Origin of the sequence: Sedimentibacter sp., from assembly GCF_032080165.1 — a bacterium.
Lineage (GTDB): Bacteria > Bacillota > Clostridia > Tissierellales > Sedimentibacteraceae > Sedimentibacter.
This window is the reverse complement of sequence record NZ_DAMASY010000001.1, coordinates 434,448-453,710: the sequence shown is the minus strand read 5'-3', so window position 1 is coordinate 453,710 and position 19,263 is coordinate 434,448. Positions and strand designations below refer to the sequence as shown.

Sequence of the window (19,263 nt, the reverse complement as noted above, 5' to 3'; positions counted from 1 at the left end):
TGCCTCCCTTATTATTCAAACTCTTTTATTTCCTTTAATGCATCCTCGGAAATTTCGATACCGAGAGATTTTGCCGTGGTTGTGTTTACCATTCTTGAATATTGACTTATAATCTCAACGGGATTATCGGAAATTTTCTCCCCTTTTAAAATTCTTTCTGCCATGGCGGCAGTCTGTCTGCCCAGAACCTTGTAATCAATACCTACCGTCGCAAAGCCTCCGTCCTTAACCATGGAATCTGCTCCCGTATAAACGGGGATACCCGCATTTATTGCCTCCTGTGCAAGTACGGACATTGCAACAGCCACGGTGTTGTCATTTGGTACGAATATGGCATCAACCTTGCTTGCCAGTGACTGTGCCGTCTGATGAAGCTCACCTGAATTTGCGATATTTGCTTCAACATACTTCAGACCGTTTGCATCGCAGTAGTCCTTTGCCCTCTTGATGCCTGATGCTGAATTCACTTCTCCCGGGTTGTATATGAAGCCATAGGTTTCAACCTCAGGTGTAAGCTCGGCAGAAAGCCTGAATATGTCTTCCACCGCTATTGCATTGGATACCCCTGTTATATTTCCGTCTGTTTTATTCATATCCTCAACCAGCCCTGCCTGTACGGGATAGCTCACCGCCGCAAACACTATGGGTATATCTCTGGTCGCCGCCAATGCCGACTGTGCAGCACCCGTTGCGATAGGAATTATCATATCAACATTGTCTCCTACGAACTGGTTTACAATTGTGGTCACATTTGTTGGGTCATTTTGTGCATCCTTGTAAATTATTTCCATGCTGTCCTTCATGCCTGCTTCTTCAAGTCCTATGATTATATATTCTCTTATTTCATCCAGAGACGGATGATTTTGTGCCTGCACTATTCCTATCCTGAATTTTTTGTCATTGTCATTACTCAAAGCTCCGACCTCATTTACCTTCTCTGCACATCCTGATAAAGATGTAAGAAGTACTGATACTAATGTTAAAACTGCAATAATTTTTTTCATGTTATCCTCCGGATTTATATTTACAAAAACAAAAAACCTGTCCTTAACATAAAAGGACAGGTATAACCTGCGGTACCACCTTAATTGACTGAAATTTCAATCCACTTTAACAAAAATGCCATCACATTTTCTGCCTGTAACGTAGGCATACGTTTCAGATACTTGAGTGTTAACCCGTTCACCTCACCCTCGGCGATCCATTTGTCCGTACTGCGTTCTGCCGGGCTCTCATCTTCCCCGACTCTCTGTAAGTGCACATATCAGTTTAATCTTCGCTTCAACGGTTTGTTTTTGTATTATTGTTAAGCAGTTTAACATCAGCTGCTTAATTTTGTCAATGGAATATATTGTAATTTTTTTATATTAATTCCTTAAGCCATCTTTATTTCATCACTGCTGAATGACCTATCAAATAAAAGACCTTGGTTCTACTTTTTCCTTATCGCTCAGAATAACAAAATCAGGGTTTGTCAATGAATCAGCTATTTAGCAATCCAAGTAATAATATATTCCCAATCATCGGGCTTATATACATCTTTTAATTCATTCCAATTCCCTGCTAATCCTAAATCTTTAGCAGTTAATTCAAAATGACACATTGCAATACCTATATCATTTTTTTGTATGTCATAATTATCTGCTCCATAACCCTTGGTTCTGCAAAGATAAAAGTGATATGAGTTTTTATCCTTTATAACTCTCCAAGGCTGTTTGTTGGAAGCTGAAGGGCCTAACCTCACCATTTCTAATGGAGTGGCATAGAAGTTTGCATCTCCTTGTTCAAGAGTTTCAGATATACTCCCATCAAAAAATAATTCATTCCATGGCTTTCTGTTGTTTGCGCCGACAACCTTTCTCATTGCTGCTTCGACTATTCTTGACTTATCTTTTTTATAGCCCACAGGCGAAACAATAGGTATGTACTCTTTATCTTTTAAATTTGAATGTTTTATAAAATCTTCTCTTTTAAATGTTCCCCCCAGCCAACAGGTTTGAAGACCTAAATCTGTCGCAAACAATATGATTTTTTCAAACAAGTAGCCAAAACTGACTGCATCGTATTTTTCACTGTTAATAACTCCCACAATATATGTGTTTGCACCGGAAATAACACCGTAGGTTCCTAACTTCTCGGCCTTTTCAGCATGTTTTTTATTTATTATTAAAAATCGTTCATTATTTTTTGCTTCTTGATTAATTTCTTCTATATGACTATTTAATTTTTCAAATACTGTATCATTAATCTTCTTTAAATCATAGGTTCTGCATGATGATCTGATTTTTATAATTTCTGTAATATGGTTCTGAAAATTCATTATTCCCTCCATAAATTAATTTCAATATAACTTGCTTTAAATTGTATTATAAGGTTATTATTTCCCTTAATTATATTATATCATCAAAAGTATGTCATTAGTAATGTTTTATCTTATAAAAATTGAGGTATATATAGTTAGTGAAAGCGTAGCTTTATTATGGAGGTGCATATTTTGAATGAATTTTATAAAGACGTTTTTATTAAACAAAAATTAATGCGTACAGTACTTATGTCCTTAATTCCTATTATTATTTTTTCTACATATCTTTTTGGAACGAGAGTCCTTGTTCTCCTTGCGACAGTTGCAGTCACGGGAACCATTGCCGAATATCTGTGGGAAAAGCACTACGGTAACAAAGCATCCGAAGCAGTATTTGTTACATGCGTTCTATATACATTAACACTGCCTGTGTCTACTCCTATATGGATTGCAATTTCAGGTATACTGTTCGGTCTTTTTTTCGGCAAGCTTTTCTTTGGCGGATTTGGCAAAAATACTTTTAACCCTGCCCTTGTGGGAAGGATTTTTATATATGTAAATTTTCCTGAACCGCTGACAAATTCATGGAACGATGCTGTATCAATATTTCCCGGCGGATTCAGTACATATTTAACCGATCATATTGATGCCATATCAGAAGCAACTCCTATGATTTTGTATAACAACACTACAGAATTATATGATATTCAATCTCTTATATCAGGTACCGTACCCGGTGCAATAGGAGAGACCGCTAAATTACTCATAATATTAGCCGGATTATACTTAATATATAAAAAGGTTGCATCATGGGAAATTATGGTTGGAACAGTAATTGGATTTATTGCTGCAAATGCAGTGTTTTATCTTTTCAATTTACCTGTACTGAATCCTTTGTACGGAATGCTCATGGGCGGCTTTTTATTCGGAGCGGTTTTTATGGCAACAGACCCCATCAGTGCACCAAAAACCAAGACAGGAAAATGGATTTACGGAATAATTATAGGATCGGTTACACTGTTAATCAGGTCATTGTCTCTTTTTAACGGCGGTATGATGTTTGCAATTCTTATCGGTAATACTTTTGCTCCAATAATCGATTACTTTGTGAAAGAAAGCGCAGCAAGAAAGAAAAATAAATTGGAGGCACTTTCATGAAAAATTCATTATATTACCCGATTTTATTTATGATAGCAGTCACAGTAGTATTTATTGCGATGCTGTCATCAATTAATTATATGCTTACCGACACTATAGCATTCAACCGGGAAAGTGAACTGAGGCAAAAAATACTTTACATATTTGACATTTTACCGGAGAATGATGACCCACAGGAAATTAAACGAACTTTTGATGAGAAAATAAAACAAAAAACTATTAATAACATTGAAGTATATGCTCTTGTTGAGAATAATCAGGAAACAGCATATGCAGTTCCGATAAACGGACCCGGTCTTTGGGGTTCTATAACCGGTTATATAGGACTGAATAATGACTTTACAAAAATAATAGGTATAGAGTTTGTAACCCAATCAGAAACTCCGGGATTAGGCGGCAGAATATCAGAGGACATATATAAAAATCAATTCAGAGCCATTGATATTGAAGGTGTTACAGATGGAAATTACATTATATCATCACCTCAGCCGGGAAGTAATGTAGATGCCATAGCAGGGGCAACACAGACATCATCTGCCGTTGTCAAGATGATAAACGAAGACTTAAATACATTTTTTGAATCGCCGGGGGTGAGATAATTGATTAAGAAAACTGAAGTTAAAAAAATCTTTAAAAAAGGAATTTATACAGAAAACCCCGTATTTGTCCAGGTTATCGGAATATGCTCTGCTCTTGCCGTAACCAACCTGATGATGAACTCGTTAATTATGGGAATAGCACTTACATTTGTAACCGCATTTTCATGTTTGACCGTATCACTTTTAAAAGCTCATACTCCAAAGCATATACGTATGATGGTTCAGGTGTTAATAATTTCATCCTTCGTAATTATTGTCGATATTTATTTAAAAGCATATATGCCCAATATGAGCAAAGCATTAGGACCATATGTAGGATTAATTATAACCAACTGCATTATAATGGGCAGGGCTGAGGGCTTTGCACAAGCCAATCCTCCCTCTTTATCTTTTCTGGACGGCATCGCTTCGGGACTTGGCTACACCTTGGTTTTATTAATGATATCATCAATAAGAGAACTCTTAGGTTTTGGGACTGTATTTGGTTTTCAAATACTGCCCGAAACAATCACCAAATGGACACTCATGGTAATGCCTCCATCTGCATTTTTTATACTTGCATGCATTATGTGGGCTGCCAACAACAGAAGACTAAAATTTGAAAGAAAAGGAGCTGAGAAAAGATGATAGAAGTTAACCCGATTATAATACTCTTTGCTGCCATATTCACCAGCAACATGATTTTCTCAAACTTCCTCGGAATGTGTTCCTTCATAGCCGTTTCAAAAGAAATTCCAACGGCAATAGGACTCGGTATTTCCGTAACAATGGTTATGACTGTTACAGCAATGCTGAATTACATAGTATACTGGACTGTCTTAGTTCGATTTAATTTAGAATATCTTATGTATATAATTTTTATTCTGATTATAGCTGCATTTGTACAGTTACTGGAAATGGTATTAGAGCGTTATCTGCAAACTTTATATTACTCATTGGGAATATTTTTACCGTTAATAACAGTAAACTGCGCAATTTTAGGAATTTCTTTGTTTATGGTAACAAGACAGTATAGCTTTACACAAACATTGGGCTATGCCGTAGGCTCGGGAATAGGATGGCTGCTTGCTATTACCGCAATGGCAGGAATCAGGTCAAGATTAAATGAAAAATCCATACCCGAAGGTCTCAGAGGCACACCCATCACCTTAATTATAACAGGTATCATGGCACTTGCATTCATAGGATTCAGCGGCATGGTGCAAATACAGTAGGAGGAAGCAATGAATACAATACTGACGACCATACTTATCGTTACCTGCATTACGGCAATACTTGCCGCATTGCTGACCATATCAAATAAAACCATTGCTAATTATGGTGAGGTAACCTTAACCATAAATAATGACAAGGAATATATTGTTCAAGGCGGTAACACTTTGTTAGACACTCTCAGAGCTGAAAGTATTTTTATACCATCGGCATGCGGCGGCAAGGGCTCATGCGGCTACTGCAAAGCAAAGGTACTTGATGGAGGAGGTCCTGTTCTGGCAACGGAAAAGCCCCTGCTCTCCAAAGAAGAGCTCGATAATAATGTAAGATTGACCTGTCAATGCAAAATAAAACAGAATATTAAAATAGAGATTCCCGAAGAACTGTTCAACGTAAAGGAATATGCTGTCTACGTTGAAAAAATGGAACAGCTTACAGCTACAATAAAATTGCTGCGTTTTAATTTCGGTAGTGAAGAAATAGCCTTTAAACCGGGACAATACATACAGCTTAAAGCCCCTGCCTATGAAGGCAATGATACTGAGGTTTACAGAGCTTACTCGATTGCATCATCCGTAAATGACACACGTGCGGTAGAACTTCTTATTGGTTATACAGGAGGCATAGCAACCACATATGTCCACCATCATTTAAAAAAAGGTGACCCGGCACACATCAACGGACCTTATGGAGATTTCTACTACCACGAGGACGACGGAGGACCTATTATACTTGCAGGAGCCGGAACAGGCATGGCACCTATTATATCAATTCTGCAGTATATGGCGGATAATGATATTAAACGTAGGGCGATATTTTTCTTTGGTGCAAGGACCATGGATGATTTGTTTTTATTGGATAAGCTGAAAATGCTTGAAGAAAGGCTATATGACTTTAAATTTATTCCGACTCTTTCCCGGGAAGAATCGCAGGAGTGGAAAGGCGAAAGGGGCAGAGTCCCTGTAGCAATAGATAAATATATAGAAAACGGCGAAAACTATTCTGCGTATCTTTGCGGCAGTCCGGCAATGATTGACTCTATAGTAGAAGCATTATTAAAAAAAGAAATTCCTTTAGAAAAAATATATTACGATAAGTTTTAAAAAAATGAAAGGCAGCTCACTATGCTTCCTGCAGAGTGTATGCGTTCAGAATTAGCATATGATGCAGCAAAAAGGATGTAAATTATATTAATATAAAAAATAAAACCTATTTGCTTAGGTTTTATTTTTTATAATTTAATAGGGGGAGTTTAATTCTTTTTCAGCCATAAAGCCGCCTTACGCACTGATGTATTGATTTTCTTTTAATATTTCACAATAAATAACATAAAGATTATCTATTATTCTTTCCCAAGTTCTATTTTGAGCAAACTTTAATCCGTTGGATTTTACGTAATTTCTTAGACTTTTATTTTCAATTAATTCCTGCATGCAGTTTGTTAATTCATTTGAATCCTTTGCTTTAAACTTTAATCCGTTCTGCTTGTGAGATATTATTTCTTTAATACCTCCTGCATCTGCTCCTATGACAGCCAAACCTGAAGCCATTGCTTCCAATACGACATTTCCAAATGTTTCTGTAGAGGACGGACATACAAACATATCACTGGATGCATAAATTTCTGCCAGCTCATGACCCTTTTTAAATCCTGTATAAATAGTGTCCTCAGGGAACATTTCCTTACATTCTTCTAAATAAGGACCCTCCCCTGTTATAATCAGTGCCGTATTATGATGTTTTTCTCTAATCAATCTATAGCTTTCATTTAAAATATCCATATCTTTTTCAGTTGCCACTCTTCCAACATACAAAAATGTTGTTTTATTCTCTATACCAAGTTCTTTTCTTAATTTTACATTTCTGTACGAAGGATTAAATTTATGTGAATCAATGCCTCTGGAAAATAATGAAGTTTTATTTATGCCGTTTTTATTCAGCAATTTTTGTGCTTCATTTGAAGGGCAAAGAGTAATATTATTTTGGTTATGGAACCATTTCATATAGTCCCAAATCGGTTGCTTAAAAATTTCTAAATTATAATATTCGGTATATTGAGAGAAATTTGTTGTATAGTTTGATATAGTCGGTATGTTATTTTTTTTACCGTAAATCATTCCTGTCATACCCATATTAAATTCTGTCATCAGATGTATAATGTCAGGTTTAAATTCTGATAATGATTGTGAAATTCTGAATATATTCGGTAATGCAAGTCTGCATTCGGGATACATGAAGAATTTCAAACTATAGAATCTTTCAGTGTGTTCTTCTTTATTTTCATCATCATATTTAGGAGCAAAAATTTTGTATTCTATGTGGTTAGATTCAAAATACTGTACAAGTTTATCTAATGTATTTGTAACTCCATTTATCTGAGGAGAGTAAGTATCGGAAAATATTGCAATTTTCATTATTGACCTCCTGCTATGGGAAGTGTAAGATAAGATTCATTTAACTCTTGATTATCATTGCTTTTTACATAATTGTCAGAAAAGAAATATACAGATTCACATATCCACATTGTCGCCTTTAATGCATATTCTAAGTCTTTTTTCATTGCAGGAGGAACAGCTGTATATTCTTTTCGCAATTCATTTATAATGGAAGATATATTACGCCTTACTGCTTTTATTTCAGGATTTTTATTTATTTTGGAGGAATTCATTATAAGCACAAAATGCAACTTCAATTCATATATGAAATGTTCTCTGAATTTATGAAAGATTTCATAATTTAAATGATATTGACAAAAGAAATCACATACATAATGACATATTATTCCTAATTCAAATGAAAATTTCTGTAGGGATGATTTATTGCTCATTAGTTTTTCGGCACTGTTACAAACTATCAGGAAATAATTTTCTAAAGTATGAGAATCTCTTAATAAAGTATGTGTCATGTCAGGCTTAATATTTCCATAAATAAAAGCTCTTTTATCTAAATCCATAATACTATTCAAATTGTTGTATAGTATTTTCGATAAGGTAATATGTGTAATCAGGTTCATTGTTTTCCCCACCTTCCACTATTATTAATTTAAATATAGCTTGTTTATTTAAAGATTCCTTCAACATTTGGTGAATTTCTCGTTAATTGATTGTAAAATAATTTTTAAAAATTAAAAGATAAATATAGAAATAAAAAATACATAAAAAATTTACGTACTTTTTATAGTTTAAATAAATTTCAATTGTATCATGTAATTAATCAAACAAGTATTTATAGGGGTGACGTTGTGAGCAATAGTTGTTTTAACTGCACTGAACGCAAGTTATTTTGTCATGGTAAGTGTGAAAAATATGCAGAATATAAATATAAAAGAGAGTTAGTAAATAAAAAACAAAGAGAATTCTTAGATGGTTGGGGATATGACGGATGTCTGGTATCTAAAAAAAGAAAATACTATTAAATATATAATTCCACTATAATGCGAAAGGTGAAATTGAGGATACGCCCAATTTCACCTTTTTACATATTTTTTTAATATGAGTTCTAATCATTATTCAATAATATTCAACAATTTGTATTTTTTCACAAAATTGATTAATATATCTCTGTCATTTTCTAATCTTTCTTCTATTACCTGGTTTAAAACATCATTTAAAATTGAACCTAATTCCTTACCCCTTCTGAAACCTTCCTTCATTAAATCATCACCGTTGATTGCCAATGATTTCAAATCATATGCTTCATTGTTCTCTATGATTTCATCTGTTATTTTTTTAGAATTTTTAATAATTATAACCTCATTGACAATATTATCGGCCAAAGCCGCCGCAGTTTTAAAATTTAATAATAATGTTAAATTATCATGGCCAAATTTATTTAATTGCTTTTTTAGTTTGATCTTGTCGGCTATAATCATTTCGTTTATATTATCGCTTAATAATTCTGCTGTACTGATTGTAGCATTATCATATTTTAAATCCTTTAAAATAACTGCTGTATTATTTGTATACAACAGCAATAATGACAATTTAACAGTCTGATTATCTGCAAAACACATGGATTTTAACGCATGCTCCCATTCCATCCGGGTATAGCTTTTTATTTCAGGTATAAGTACCTCTACAACACCCCTGTACGTGTTTAAAATATTTAAAAAATTCTCTCCGTTAATAAGCTTATTCAGCTCTACATTTATTCTTTCCTTGGAAATATTTTTTAGCAGCTCCTTGTTCTTATGTATACTGTTTGAAGTTTTATCATCTATACTGAATTCTAAAACAGAAGCAAAGCGAAGTGCTCTTAAAATTCTAAGTCCGTCTTCATTAAATCTTTCATCCGGATTTCCAACACATTTTATTACCTTGTTTTGTAAATCTTCTATTCCGTCAAATAAATCCACAATTCCATTATCATTGTATGCAAGAGCATTTATGGTAAAATCTCTTCGTTTTAAATCATGATATATATCATCAGTGAAAACCACGTTGTCAGGACGCCTGTTATCTGTATACTTACCGTCAATTCGATAAGTGGTAACCTCAATTTGAACATTATCGATCAGTACCGTAACCGTTCCGTGCTTAAGCCCTGTGTTAATAGTTCTGTAATTCTTAAAGCAATTTATAATCTCATTTGGCTTAGCTGATGTGGTAATATCCCAATCATGAGGAACCGTACTTAATAAGCTGTCTCTTACGCAACCTCCGACTATGTATGCTTCATAACCGTTTTTATTTAAAATACTTAATGCCGTTTCAACCTCTTTTGGTATATTTATATAAATATTCATAGCAGCCCTATTCAAGTTTTTTATTTTATTATAACCCAAATTTTTTATTTATCAATGAAAAAAAATTTTTTCTATTGCAATTATAGAGCTTTTAGGGCTGAAAAGTAGTGTGTGCGTTATCCACAGCATTTCTTTCTTTTTCGAAAATTAATCCACTGATTACTGATGTCAGCGGCGAAACTAAAACAAGACCTAAACAACCTACAAATGTATGAAGTATCTCAGCTGCAATTGTTTTTGAATTCAAAATGTTCATTATCGGAGTTCCTTGTGCTACATATACCATCATAATAGTTATATAGCTTCCCATATATGCAAATAATAAAGTAGTAGTTTGACTTCCAACTACAGATTTTCCAATGTTAAGTCCTGATTTTACCAGTTCTGCCTTAGCAACGCTTGGATTGTTATTTATGATTTCTTCAAGTGCTGATGAAATATCTATAGCCAAATCAAGAATTGCACCTGAACTGGCAAGATATATCCCTGCCTGGAAAATAGAAGTTAAATCAAGGTTCATAAATCCGGCGTACAAAAGTGATTCTGCTCCTTCCATTACCGCACCATGAATGTTAAATAAATTCCCAAAGATAATTGCAAGAATACATGTGGTTAAAGAACAAATGACAGAACTGATAATTGCTGCATATGCTTTTTTTGAAAATCCTGCCACTAAAAGAAGCGTAACAAGGGTAAGTATATTTCCAACAATTAATGCAACAATTAACGGATTATAACCATTAAGCATTGCAGGTATTAATATTTTCCAGATACTTAACAGTGCAAAGGCAAAAGAAAGCAATGTGCGGACTCCGGTATATCCGGAAAATATAATTATAACAACAGCAAAGCAACCAATTAATAATATTTCCTTATCTATACGATAATGATCTATCATATTTGCAAAATTAATATTGTTATCTTCATCAAATCCAATTAATACCCAAGCTGTATCCCCTGCTTTAAAAATTTTGTCCGCGGATAATCTACCGGTAAGCATATTATTTGCCTGAATCTGTTCACCCTTGCGAGAACCGGTTTCTATTTCTATTAAAGCGCTTTGATCACCTAATTTAAAAATCCCCGAACTGTGTATGCCCATGTTATTGACGGAAATAACCTTAGCCCGGACACCCTCGGTAAATCTATATTCTTGCTTCTGAAACCCTGTGGGTATTATTGTAATAATTGCTATTACTATCAATAAAGTCATAATAAAAACAACTTCTTTTCTGTTAACATTCTTAAACATCTTTTTCAACGTCACTCCTCTATTTAAATAAGACCGGAAATAATTCCGGCCTTATTTAAAATCTAAATGAATTATTTAAGTTTTGCAGCTTCTACTAATTTATGGTATACTTCAGTATTATCATACGCGCCGTTAAATAATTCTGCTCTAACTCCTGTTGCGTATACCGGAACCGGTACCCCTGTATGAGAATATGATGTCCAGCCTATACCCGCTTTATTATTCAGTATATGTGTTAATGTTACCGAAAGAGGATTGTAACCACCATATAACAAAGCTGTTTCTTCATTTTTAGTAGGTTCAGCTGCTATTGTTTCAGCAAATGCCGTTTGTAATTTAGCTGCTTCTCTATCTGAAAGCTCAAGAGTCATATATGTTTTAGCAGCTTCATTATCTTTAGCTTCAGCATCGGTAAATTCGTTCTTAAGACCGAAGTTTTCAGTTATAACAGGCATTACTTTTTCAAATGTTAAACCATCCTCGTCTTTTTCAATCAACTCATCTATTAATTCATCAAATGCAATATAAGACATTTTTTGACTTTCTAATACGCTAAATGCTGTATCATATCCGGTTGTTGCTTGTCCTATGGTCATACCACCTGTTTCATGGTCTCCGGTTACGATTATTAAAGTATCTTGAGGGTGTTTCTTTGCAAAGTCCACAGCTACCTGTATAGCTTCTTCAAACGCTATAACATCACCTATATTTGCCTTTGCATCATTTGCATGTCCTGCCCAGTCAATCTTACCTGATTCAGCCATCATGAAAAATCCGTTATTATTATCAAGGACATCTATACCCTTTTTAACAAAATCTGCAAGTGTTAAATCTTCTTCTTTGTTATCTATCGCATATGGCATAGCACCGCTGTCTTGAACAACAGGAGTTACCGCATATACTTTACCCGAATTATTGTTAAGAGCCAATATGTCTTCTTTAGTATTTACTACTTTGTATCCTTTTTCTTTCATAACTTCATATGCATCTTTTTGATCATTATTTTTTCCTGACGGCTGACTTAAAGTACCACCACCAAAGTAATCAAATCCTGAATCTGCCATTTGTAAAGCTATATCATAATAATCATTTCTTGAGGCAATATGTGCATAGTAAGCTGCGGGTGTGGCATGATTAAGTGTTACTGTTGAAATGATACCTACTTTCATACCTTTTTCTGCTTTAAGTCTTTCTGCAATAGTTTTTGGAACATCTTTTCCATCTACGTTTTCATCCTTATTGCCTGCTTTATTACCTATCGGCTTTAATCCTAAAGTTCCGCTCCATGTTTTAAATCCCGATGAAAGAGAAGTAGCCGTAGATGCAGAGTCAGGTGCAAATGATGTTGCATCGTGAGTGGTTTGATATCCTACTGCTTCAAATTTTTGGAAATTCATTTCATCCAAGCTCATATTATTGTGCTCATTAGTTCCACCGTAAATTTGAGCCGAGTTTACTTGTACTGCTGCCATACCGTCTCCGATAAACATAAATATGTACTTAGGAGCGTTTTTTGAATTTGTTGCGGAAGCTTGGCTGCTAATTGAAGCAAATTGTTGAACAGCTTGTTGTGTTTGAGCATTTACTGTCGAACACCCTGTTAATGTTCCTACTATCATTACCAATGATAGGAATGCGGTTATAATTCTTTTCATTATTTCCTCCGATTTTTTATAAATATTTTGAGGTCATAATAATAAAAAAATATATAATTAAAACCATATAAATGTAAACTTTAAGTAATTTTTCCTTAATATTTTGGAAAATACCTTTTTACTTTACATAGAAAAAGCTGCCAAACATTTATCGGCAGCTATATATACTTATATTCCCATCTTTTGTCTCTTCATCATTATATGCTTCTCTATACCGTTAGCGGCTTCAACAGGATCGTCTCCAACTGCCACCTTTCCTCCGGTTAAACCTTCTACATCTTCAGTAAGAAGCTTAACTAAATTTGGAGCTCCGGTTATAAACGGTGTAGGAGACAAATGTGTATAACAGCCATAAGCAACTGCAAACAGACCGTCTATGGTAGCTTTTTGCTCCATCCATTCAGGAGCCGTAACCGCAATCGGCAAATCGGAAATATCAGCGTCAAGGTGATCAGCTAAAGCTGTTACCAGCATTGATATTCTTCCTGTGTCCGTACATGTTCCAAAGCTCAATACCGGCGGTATTCCCAATTGCTTGCATATTCCTTTAAGTCCATCACCTGCATATTCAATTGCATCAAGATTACAAAGCCCGGCTACTTCCAATCCGTGATTGCCGCATCCTCCTGCTACAACAAGTATATCTTTCTTGATTAACTGTTTCGTAATATTAACTGTATTCCAGTCATGGGGACCGTTACGTAAAGTCGCACAGTTTGCCAATGCTACGACACCCTTTAATTGTCCTTTAACTATCACATCCGCTAACACATTTAAATCATTGTTGATTGCTTTTAAAACTGCTTCGGTAGAAAAACCTGCAATTGCTTTTGTTATGTGTTTAGGTACCATGGGTTTAATTTTTCCGTGTCTTTTCTTAAAGTTTTCAATTGCGACGTTTATACATTTTTCAGCCATTTCATCAGCTTCTGCCGGATAATATGGCATCTGATGCTCCGCTCCGGGAACACCTATAATCGTACTTACGCTTATTAAGGCAACCTGATACTTTTCCGCATATTGATCGATAGCCGGAGGTGAACAATTTTCTTCCATTACTAAGGCATCAACGGTTCCGGTTGCCAAAAACGGTTCAATAGCAAGCCAGTTTCCCATCAATCCGACAAATACATCGTCAGTTTGGAATCTTTGCAGCATTTCCTGTCCTGTTTCAATAGAGCCAACTATGTGAATTCCCTTTGCTCCTGCCCTCTCTGCCATTTCCTGATACTCTTTTTTTCTTGCCTTTTGCAGTGCCGCTACACCAATCCACGGCTGATGACCGTTAAAGGCAATATTAACGTAATCAGGATCCATTATGCCTAAATCCACTTCAACCTCATGAGGCATTGGAGTTCCAAATAAAATATCCTGTGTCATTTCCAAGCCGATTTGAGCAGTGTAAATAGTGGATAATCCTAAGCGAAGTGCTTTTTTAGCCAATGATACATAGTCACCATCCACATTAGTTAAGCAGCTTGCTATGCAATTTTCCACTTCATGCTGTACACCGGTCGGATAAATGTGCAAGTCCTTCCATATTTTCTTTCTTTTCCTGGGCGCAAATGCTTCAACCATTACACTTTCATAATCAGGTGAAATTTTCATTTCCTTGTCCAGAAGCTCCGCCAATTGTATTGCCATTTGATTTACATCCTGATTAGTATCAATACCGGTTTTTTCACACATCCATTTTAACTTTTCAACATCTGTAATCTTAAAAGGTGTCTTGCCTTCTCCCGTCGCTTTTAAAGTTCTGAATGCCTCAAAGGCGTGATGTCCATATGTTGCAGCTCCCATTATATTTCTCATAAGTAAGCTGCGCATTGCCATACCGTCAGCATCAATTCCGCAAACACCTTTTACAGCACCTGCTTTCTCACTTATTCTGCATGGACCCTGTGTACATAACTGACAGCTTAATCCCTGCAAGCAAAAAGTACACCGTATTTTTTCCTGTTCGGACCATCTTGAAAATACGCTGGAAAGTCCATCCTCTCTGATTCTTTTTAACATTTCCTCAACAGAATCATGATATGAAACACGACCTTCCATTCTTTCTAAAACTGTTTCAGACATATATCCCTCCATAAAAATATTAATTATTGTTTAGGATGACCATATGTAAAAATAAAATTCTATATAGACCTTTTTTGTTTGAAATTAGATTTATTTCATTTATTTATTTCTTTTAAAAAAAATATATATAATTTGTTTAATCAAAATTTTTTTAGGTAATATAATAAATGAAAAATATTTACATAACGGAGGTTATATGAGCTATTTAGAAGAATTAGCAGGAAAAGTGAAAGCAAAAAATTCTAATGAGCCTGAGTTTCTGCAGGCAGTCGAGGAAGTTTTGGAGAGTCTTGTACCTGTTTTGGAAAAAAATCATGATATAATAAAGTATAAGGTTTTGGACAGACTGGTGGAGCCTGAAAGGCAGATTATGTTCAGAGTCCCTTGGATAGACGAAAAAGGAGATATTAATGTAAACAGAGGCTATAGAGTTCAGTTTAACAGTGCCATAGGTCCATACAAGGGAGGGCTTAGATTCCATCCCACGGTAAACTTAAGCATAATGAAGTTTTTAGGATTTGAACAAACCTTTAAAAACTCATTGACGGGACTTCCCATAGGAGGGGGAAAGGGAGGTTCCGACTTTGACCCTAAAGGCAAGACGGATCTGGAGGTAATGAACTTTTGCATAAGCTTTATGACTGAGCTTCAAAGACATATCGGACACTATGTGGATGTACCTGCCGGAGACATCGGGGTCGGCGCAAGGGAAATAGGCTACCTTTATGGGCAGTATAAGAGAATTCTCAATTCATTTGAGCCGGATGTACTGACAGGAAAGGGACTGACCTACGGAGGGTCTCTGGTAAGAAAAGAAGCCACCGGCTACGGAATATTATACTTTATAAATGAAATGATGAATCACCACGGGCATAGCTTGGAAAATAAGAAAGTAGTTATTTCAGGTTCCGGCAATGTGGCACTGTATGCCTGCAAGAAGGCACAGGAATTCGGTGCCAAGGTAATAGCCATGAGTGACTCAACAGGCTTTATCGTTGATGAAAACGGAATAGACTTTGAAAAGATGAGACTTTTGAAGGAAGTGCAAAGAAAGAGAATCTCGGAATATGCCGATATGATACCGACAGCAGTATACACAGAAGGAAGAGGTTTATGGAATATAAAATGTGATATAGCTATTCCATGCGCTTCTCAAAACGATATAGATGTGCATGAAGCTCAAGTATTAATTGATAACGGCTGCATTGCTGTAGGCGAGGGTGCAAATATGCCAACCACAAACGAAGCGGTAAAGCTGCTGCTGGACAATAATATCCTGATTGCACCAGCCAAGGCTGCAAACGCCGGCGGTGTTGCCACTTCAGCCTTGGAAATGGCTCAAAACAGCGCAAGAATGTCCTGGAGCTTTGAACAGGTTGACAATACATTAAAGGATATTATGAAAAATATCTTCAAAAATTCAAAAAATGCGGCAGAAGAATTCAATTCTCCGGGAAACTATATCAAGGGAGCAAACATTGCAGGCTTCATGAAGGTTGCCGATGCAATGATATCCTACGGTATGAATTAACAGTTCATTATACAGGTGATTTATAATATTTTTTTAATATCAGAAATAATAACGCCAACCTGTATTAATTGGTTGGCGCCATGTTTCTCTTATCGGGTAAAATCGGGGGTTGCCACGGATGGACAAATTGCCGCTTGTTAGTCTACAGCTATATTGAAATTCTCCAAACCGCTCTTCCGGAATCGTCGCTGACAGTAACATTCGGATTAAACCCTTTGTCAATCAATCCGAGCCAGACATGACATGCACAAATGCCTATATCGATGTTTGGATGTTCCCATTTGAAATGCTTATATCCCACTGGCATAGCAACAGTGATTGTTTTAAAAGAATCCTCAAAGGCAAATCTCCACATTTGAGAGTTTGCTGCTGAAGGTGCTTTTCTTCCCAGATCAAGCGCATACAAAATGTCATCAGAAAGCTTGCCATAATCATCGTGATTCTCAAGCAACTCTTTAATTTCCTTACGTTTGAAGCTTGAAGTCCTATTTTGAAATCTGTCCATAAGCCGTAGTCCGCCGGTTTCGTAATAACCGAGCGGCGAGATACATATTGCCCGTCTGCCGGTGGTTACACCTTTCGAGTATCCGTAACCCGCGTTTGATTCCTTTATCTGCTCAGGCGTTTGTAAATGAGGCATTAAACGCTCAAGCTCAGATAGTTTATAATGTCCGTACCAACAGGTTGATAGACCTTTACTCTCAGCAAAGAGGACAAGCAACTCCCCGATAAAACCAGTCTTTGATATTGAGATAATATCAGTTTCTGCCATAAATGCAATGTTGTCCGGTGGAGATGTCATGAGCAAATAAAGAGTTTTTGTCGGGTCAGCATTAAAAAACTTAATCTCAACATTGTGATCAAAAGGAACTGACAGTGACTTTGCAAAGTCCTTTATAGTATCAAGGGCATCCTTTTCAACACCGTTCATTTTGTAACTGCGTGTCGAGCGCCGTAAATCAATAGTACTTTTAATCTGAAATGGGATGGTCATATTCAATACCTCCTATGCATTATATATTCTTAAAATTTAATTAACCATTGGTCAGTATAATTATAACATTTTGTTGACCATCGGTCAATATGTATTGTATTATTTTTATTATTCTGCTCATTTTGCATAATTTATATGAAAAAAAAAGTTTTTGGATGAAACAACCTTCTCTTTAGTGAGGTCGTATTAGATGTCATCAATGTTTTTTCAGTTGTGTCCATCTTTGAGTATATTAATATTATCAACTGTTAAAGCATATGACCCAAGGCTTCCTATTTGAGAAGTTACTACACATTTTTTGAAGATAACTTACAGATGTTTCATTAATGAGTAATATCACTAATATAAATTCAAACGGAAATTAAAAACCGATGTTTAAAGAGTTCTGGAAATCATAATAAGTGAATTTATTAAAGCAATTGAATCAGGTAAGTTGAATAAATGTATTCCGCATCATAAAACAAAAGAGATTAACTCGCCTTATCCGGGCGTCTGTGTAAGGAAATCTGAAACATTATGGAAATCAGCAGCAATAAAATCACAGTAGACAATACCGCCCAATGTGTCGCGATTTTTTCAAGCAGCAAGCCGTATATCAGCGCACCGAAAGGAAGTCCGCCCCTTGTGATCATGCCGACAATGGCGAACACTCTGGACATATGACTTACCGGAGTTTCTCTTTGGATAACCGTCTGTACCGGAATATTGATAAACATAATGGACACATAGAGCAAACTTATAACACCGGCAAAAACGCAATAGTATAATACGGTATCTCTCCCAAGTAAATTAAGGCTTTGTGGGAAAAGCAACATTGAAAAGCTAAGCGTCATACCCATCATCAGAAATAAACCAACGATAATCGCTTTTATTTCCTTTTTGCCCTTTCCAAACAACACTCCTACCAGTACGCTGCCAATTAGCGCTCCGGCTACAGTTATTGTTTGCAGAAAACCGTACTGCGCGTCGGAATAATTAAGCTCGGTTCTGAAAAACAAAGGAAGCGCAACAGAAAATAACGGCATGATCATCGTGTAAATCGCAAGAAGGAAAAAGCACAGGTTCCGAATCATCTTTTGGTTGAGAATAAACCTGAATCCGTCAAGCAAGTCCGCAAAAAACTTTGTTTCAGCCTGCTGTTTCCGATATACATATTTTATCAATGTTTCACTCAGACCAGACAGGATAAATGAAATTCCATTGATAAGAAAAAGCATCTGAATCCCAAAAGCAGTATAAAGCAATACGCCGATAACCGGTCCCGCCATGCCGGACATGGTTCTCAGAGTGGCGACGGATGAATTGGCGCGGGATAATTTATCACCTTCCACCAATTGAGGCAGGATGCCTTTTGTTGCCGGGTCAAACAAACCGTTCAGCACAGAAATAGCTACCTGTGCTAATAAAAGCATTGGCAGCGTAAGCGACCCGGAATGCGCCAGAAACGCGAGGAGCAATACCGCCGCGCCGCAGGCAAAATCTGTTGAAACCATAATCGTCTTCCGGTTATGTCTGTCACCCAGCACTCCGGCAAAAGGGTAGACAAGCAAAGCGGGTACAAGTAACAGAAAGGAATACAGTCCGATTGTCGCGGCGGAACCTCCGATGTCGATAATATAAAGCGGCATTACGACCATCTGAATACTTGTGCCGGTATCGGAAACCATACGGCCTGCCAGCAAAAGGATCAGGTTCATGTTGATTTTTTCATTCTTTACTATATTGCCCATATAACAC

17 protein-coding genes are annotated in these 19,263 nt (G+C 36.1%); 7 read left to right on the top strand and 10 right to left on the bottom strand.

Going from position 1 to position 19,263, the window contains the following annotated elements; translation table 11 throughout:
* Positions 1-11: 11 nt before the first annotated feature.
* Together RT412_RS02095 and RT412_RS02090 are read right to left on the bottom strand one after the other, a co-directional pair.
* Positions 12-1,004, bottom strand: a complete 993-nt coding sequence (locus RT412_RS02095; RefSeq protein ID WP_313339851.1) for an ABC transporter substrate-binding protein — start codon at positions 1,002-1,004, stop codon at positions 12-14.
* Between the two features lie 482 nt (positions 1,005-1,486).
* Positions 1,487-2,320, bottom strand: coding sequence for a nitroreductase family protein (locus RT412_RS02090; RefSeq protein ID WP_313339849.1), 834 nt, complete (start codon positions 2,318-2,320; stop codon positions 1,487-1,489).
* 165 nt (positions 2,321-2,485) lie between these two features.
* Between RT412_RS02090 and RT412_RS02085 the strand changes: the two genes are divergently transcribed.
* Genes RT412_RS02085 through RT412_RS02065 form a run of 5 tightly spaced genes read left to right on the top strand, consistent with a single transcriptional unit; the run spans position 2,486 to position 6,374 of the window.
* Positions 2,486-3,460, top strand: coding sequence for an RnfABCDGE type electron transport complex subunit D (locus RT412_RS02085; RefSeq protein WP_313339989.1), 975 nt, complete (start codon positions 2,486-2,488; stop codon positions 3,458-3,460).
* Entirely contained in the window at positions 3,457-4,059 is a 603-nt protein-coding gene (locus RT412_RS02080) for an FMN-binding protein (RefSeq protein ID WP_313339848.1), read from the top strand. Before RT412_RS02085 ends, RT412_RS02080 begins: the two co-directional genes overlap by 4 nt.
* Positions 4,060-4,686, top strand: coding sequence for an NADH:ubiquinone reductase (Na(+)-transporting) subunit D (locus RT412_RS02075; RefSeq protein WP_313339846.1), 627 nt, complete (start codon positions 4,060-4,062; stop codon positions 4,684-4,686). It begins immediately after the preceding gene.
* Positions 4,683-5,273 carry an Rnf-Nqr domain containing protein gene (locus RT412_RS02070; RefSeq protein ID WP_313339844.1) on the top strand — a complete coding sequence of 197 codons (591 nt, stop codon included), beginning with the start codon at positions 4,683-4,685 and terminating at the stop codon, positions 5,271-5,273. Before RT412_RS02075 ends, RT412_RS02070 begins: the two co-directional genes overlap by 4 nt.
* Positions 5,274-5,282: 9 nt before the next feature.
* Positions 5,283-6,374 (top strand): 2Fe-2S iron-sulfur cluster binding domain-containing protein, encoded by a 1,092-nt coding sequence (locus RT412_RS02065; protein ID WP_313339842.1) that lies wholly within the window; start codon positions 5,283-5,285, stop codon positions 6,372-6,374.
* Positions 6,375-6,551: 177 nt separating this feature from the next.
* Here the strand turns inward: RT412_RS02065 and RT412_RS02060 are convergent, their stop codons facing one another.
* Both RT412_RS02060 and RT412_RS02055 read right to left on the bottom strand, forming a co-directional pair.
* Positions 6,552-7,685, bottom strand: a complete 1,134-nt coding sequence (locus tag RT412_RS02060; protein WP_313339840.1) for a glycosyltransferase family 1 protein — start codon at positions 7,683-7,685, stop codon at positions 6,552-6,554.
* On the bottom strand, positions 7,685-8,284 hold the full coding sequence (locus RT412_RS02055; RefSeq protein WP_313339839.1) for a zinc dependent phospholipase C family protein: 600 nt from the start codon (positions 8,282-8,284) through the stop codon (positions 7,685-7,687). Before RT412_RS02055 ends, RT412_RS02060 begins: the two co-directional genes overlap by 1 nt.
* A 228-nt stretch (positions 8,285-8,512) precedes the next feature.
* Between RT412_RS02055 and RT412_RS02050 the strand changes: the two genes are divergently transcribed.
* Positions 8,513-8,686, top strand: a complete 174-nt coding sequence (locus RT412_RS02050) for a hypothetical protein (RefSeq protein ID WP_313339837.1) — start codon at positions 8,513-8,515, stop codon at positions 8,684-8,686.
* Between the two features lie 90 nt (positions 8,687-8,776).
* Here the strand turns inward: RT412_RS02050 and RT412_RS02045 are convergent, their stop codons facing one another.
* The 4 genes from RT412_RS02045 to cooS all read right to left on the bottom strand — a co-directional run bounded on the left by RT412_RS02045 (position 8,777) and on the right by cooS (position 15,001).
* Positions 8,777-10,015: a CCA tRNA nucleotidyltransferase gene (locus RT412_RS02045; RefSeq protein ID WP_313339835.1), complete on the bottom strand. Its 1,239-nt coding sequence runs from the start codon at positions 10,013-10,015 to the stop codon at positions 8,777-8,779.
* A gap of 91 nt (positions 10,016-10,106) precedes the next feature.
* Complete coding sequence (locus RT412_RS02040; RefSeq protein ID WP_313339987.1) at positions 10,107-11,267, bottom strand: YibE/F family protein; 1,161 nt, start codon at positions 11,265-11,267, stop codon at positions 10,107-10,109.
* A 71-nt stretch (positions 11,268-11,338) separates the two neighbouring features.
* Positions 11,339-12,922 carry an alkaline phosphatase gene (locus tag RT412_RS02035; protein WP_313339833.1) on the bottom strand — a complete coding sequence of 528 codons (1,584 nt, stop codon included), beginning with the start codon at positions 12,920-12,922 and terminating at the stop codon, positions 11,339-11,341.
* 168 nt (positions 12,923-13,090) lie between these two features.
* A complete protein-coding gene (gene cooS / locus RT412_RS02030) occupies positions 13,091-15,001 on the bottom strand; it encodes an anaerobic carbon-monoxide dehydrogenase catalytic subunit (protein WP_313339831.1) in 1,911 nt (636 codons plus the stop codon).
* Positions 15,002-15,197: 196 nt separating this feature from the next.
* On the opposite strand from cooS, the gene gdhA reads away from it, so the two are divergent.
* On the top strand, positions 15,198-16,532 hold the full coding sequence (gene gdhA, locus RT412_RS02025) for an NADP-specific glutamate dehydrogenase (RefSeq protein ID WP_313339829.1): 1,335 nt from the start codon (positions 15,198-15,200) through the stop codon (positions 16,530-16,532).
* 148 nt (positions 16,533-16,680) lie between these two features.
* Here gdhA and RT412_RS02020 read toward each other — a convergent pair whose 3' ends face one another.
* The gene (locus RT412_RS02020; protein WP_313339827.1) at positions 16,681-17,526 is read right to left on the bottom strand and encodes a nitroreductase family protein; all 846 of its coding nucleotides are present in this window, start codon (positions 17,524-17,526) and stop codon (positions 16,681-16,683) included.
* Positions 17,527-17,996: 470 nt separating this feature from the next.
* Complete coding sequence (locus tag RT412_RS02015; protein WP_313339825.1) at positions 17,997-19,256, bottom strand: MFS transporter; 1,260 nt, start codon at positions 19,254-19,256, stop codon at positions 17,997-17,999.
* Positions 19,257-19,263: the final 7 nt, after the last annotated feature.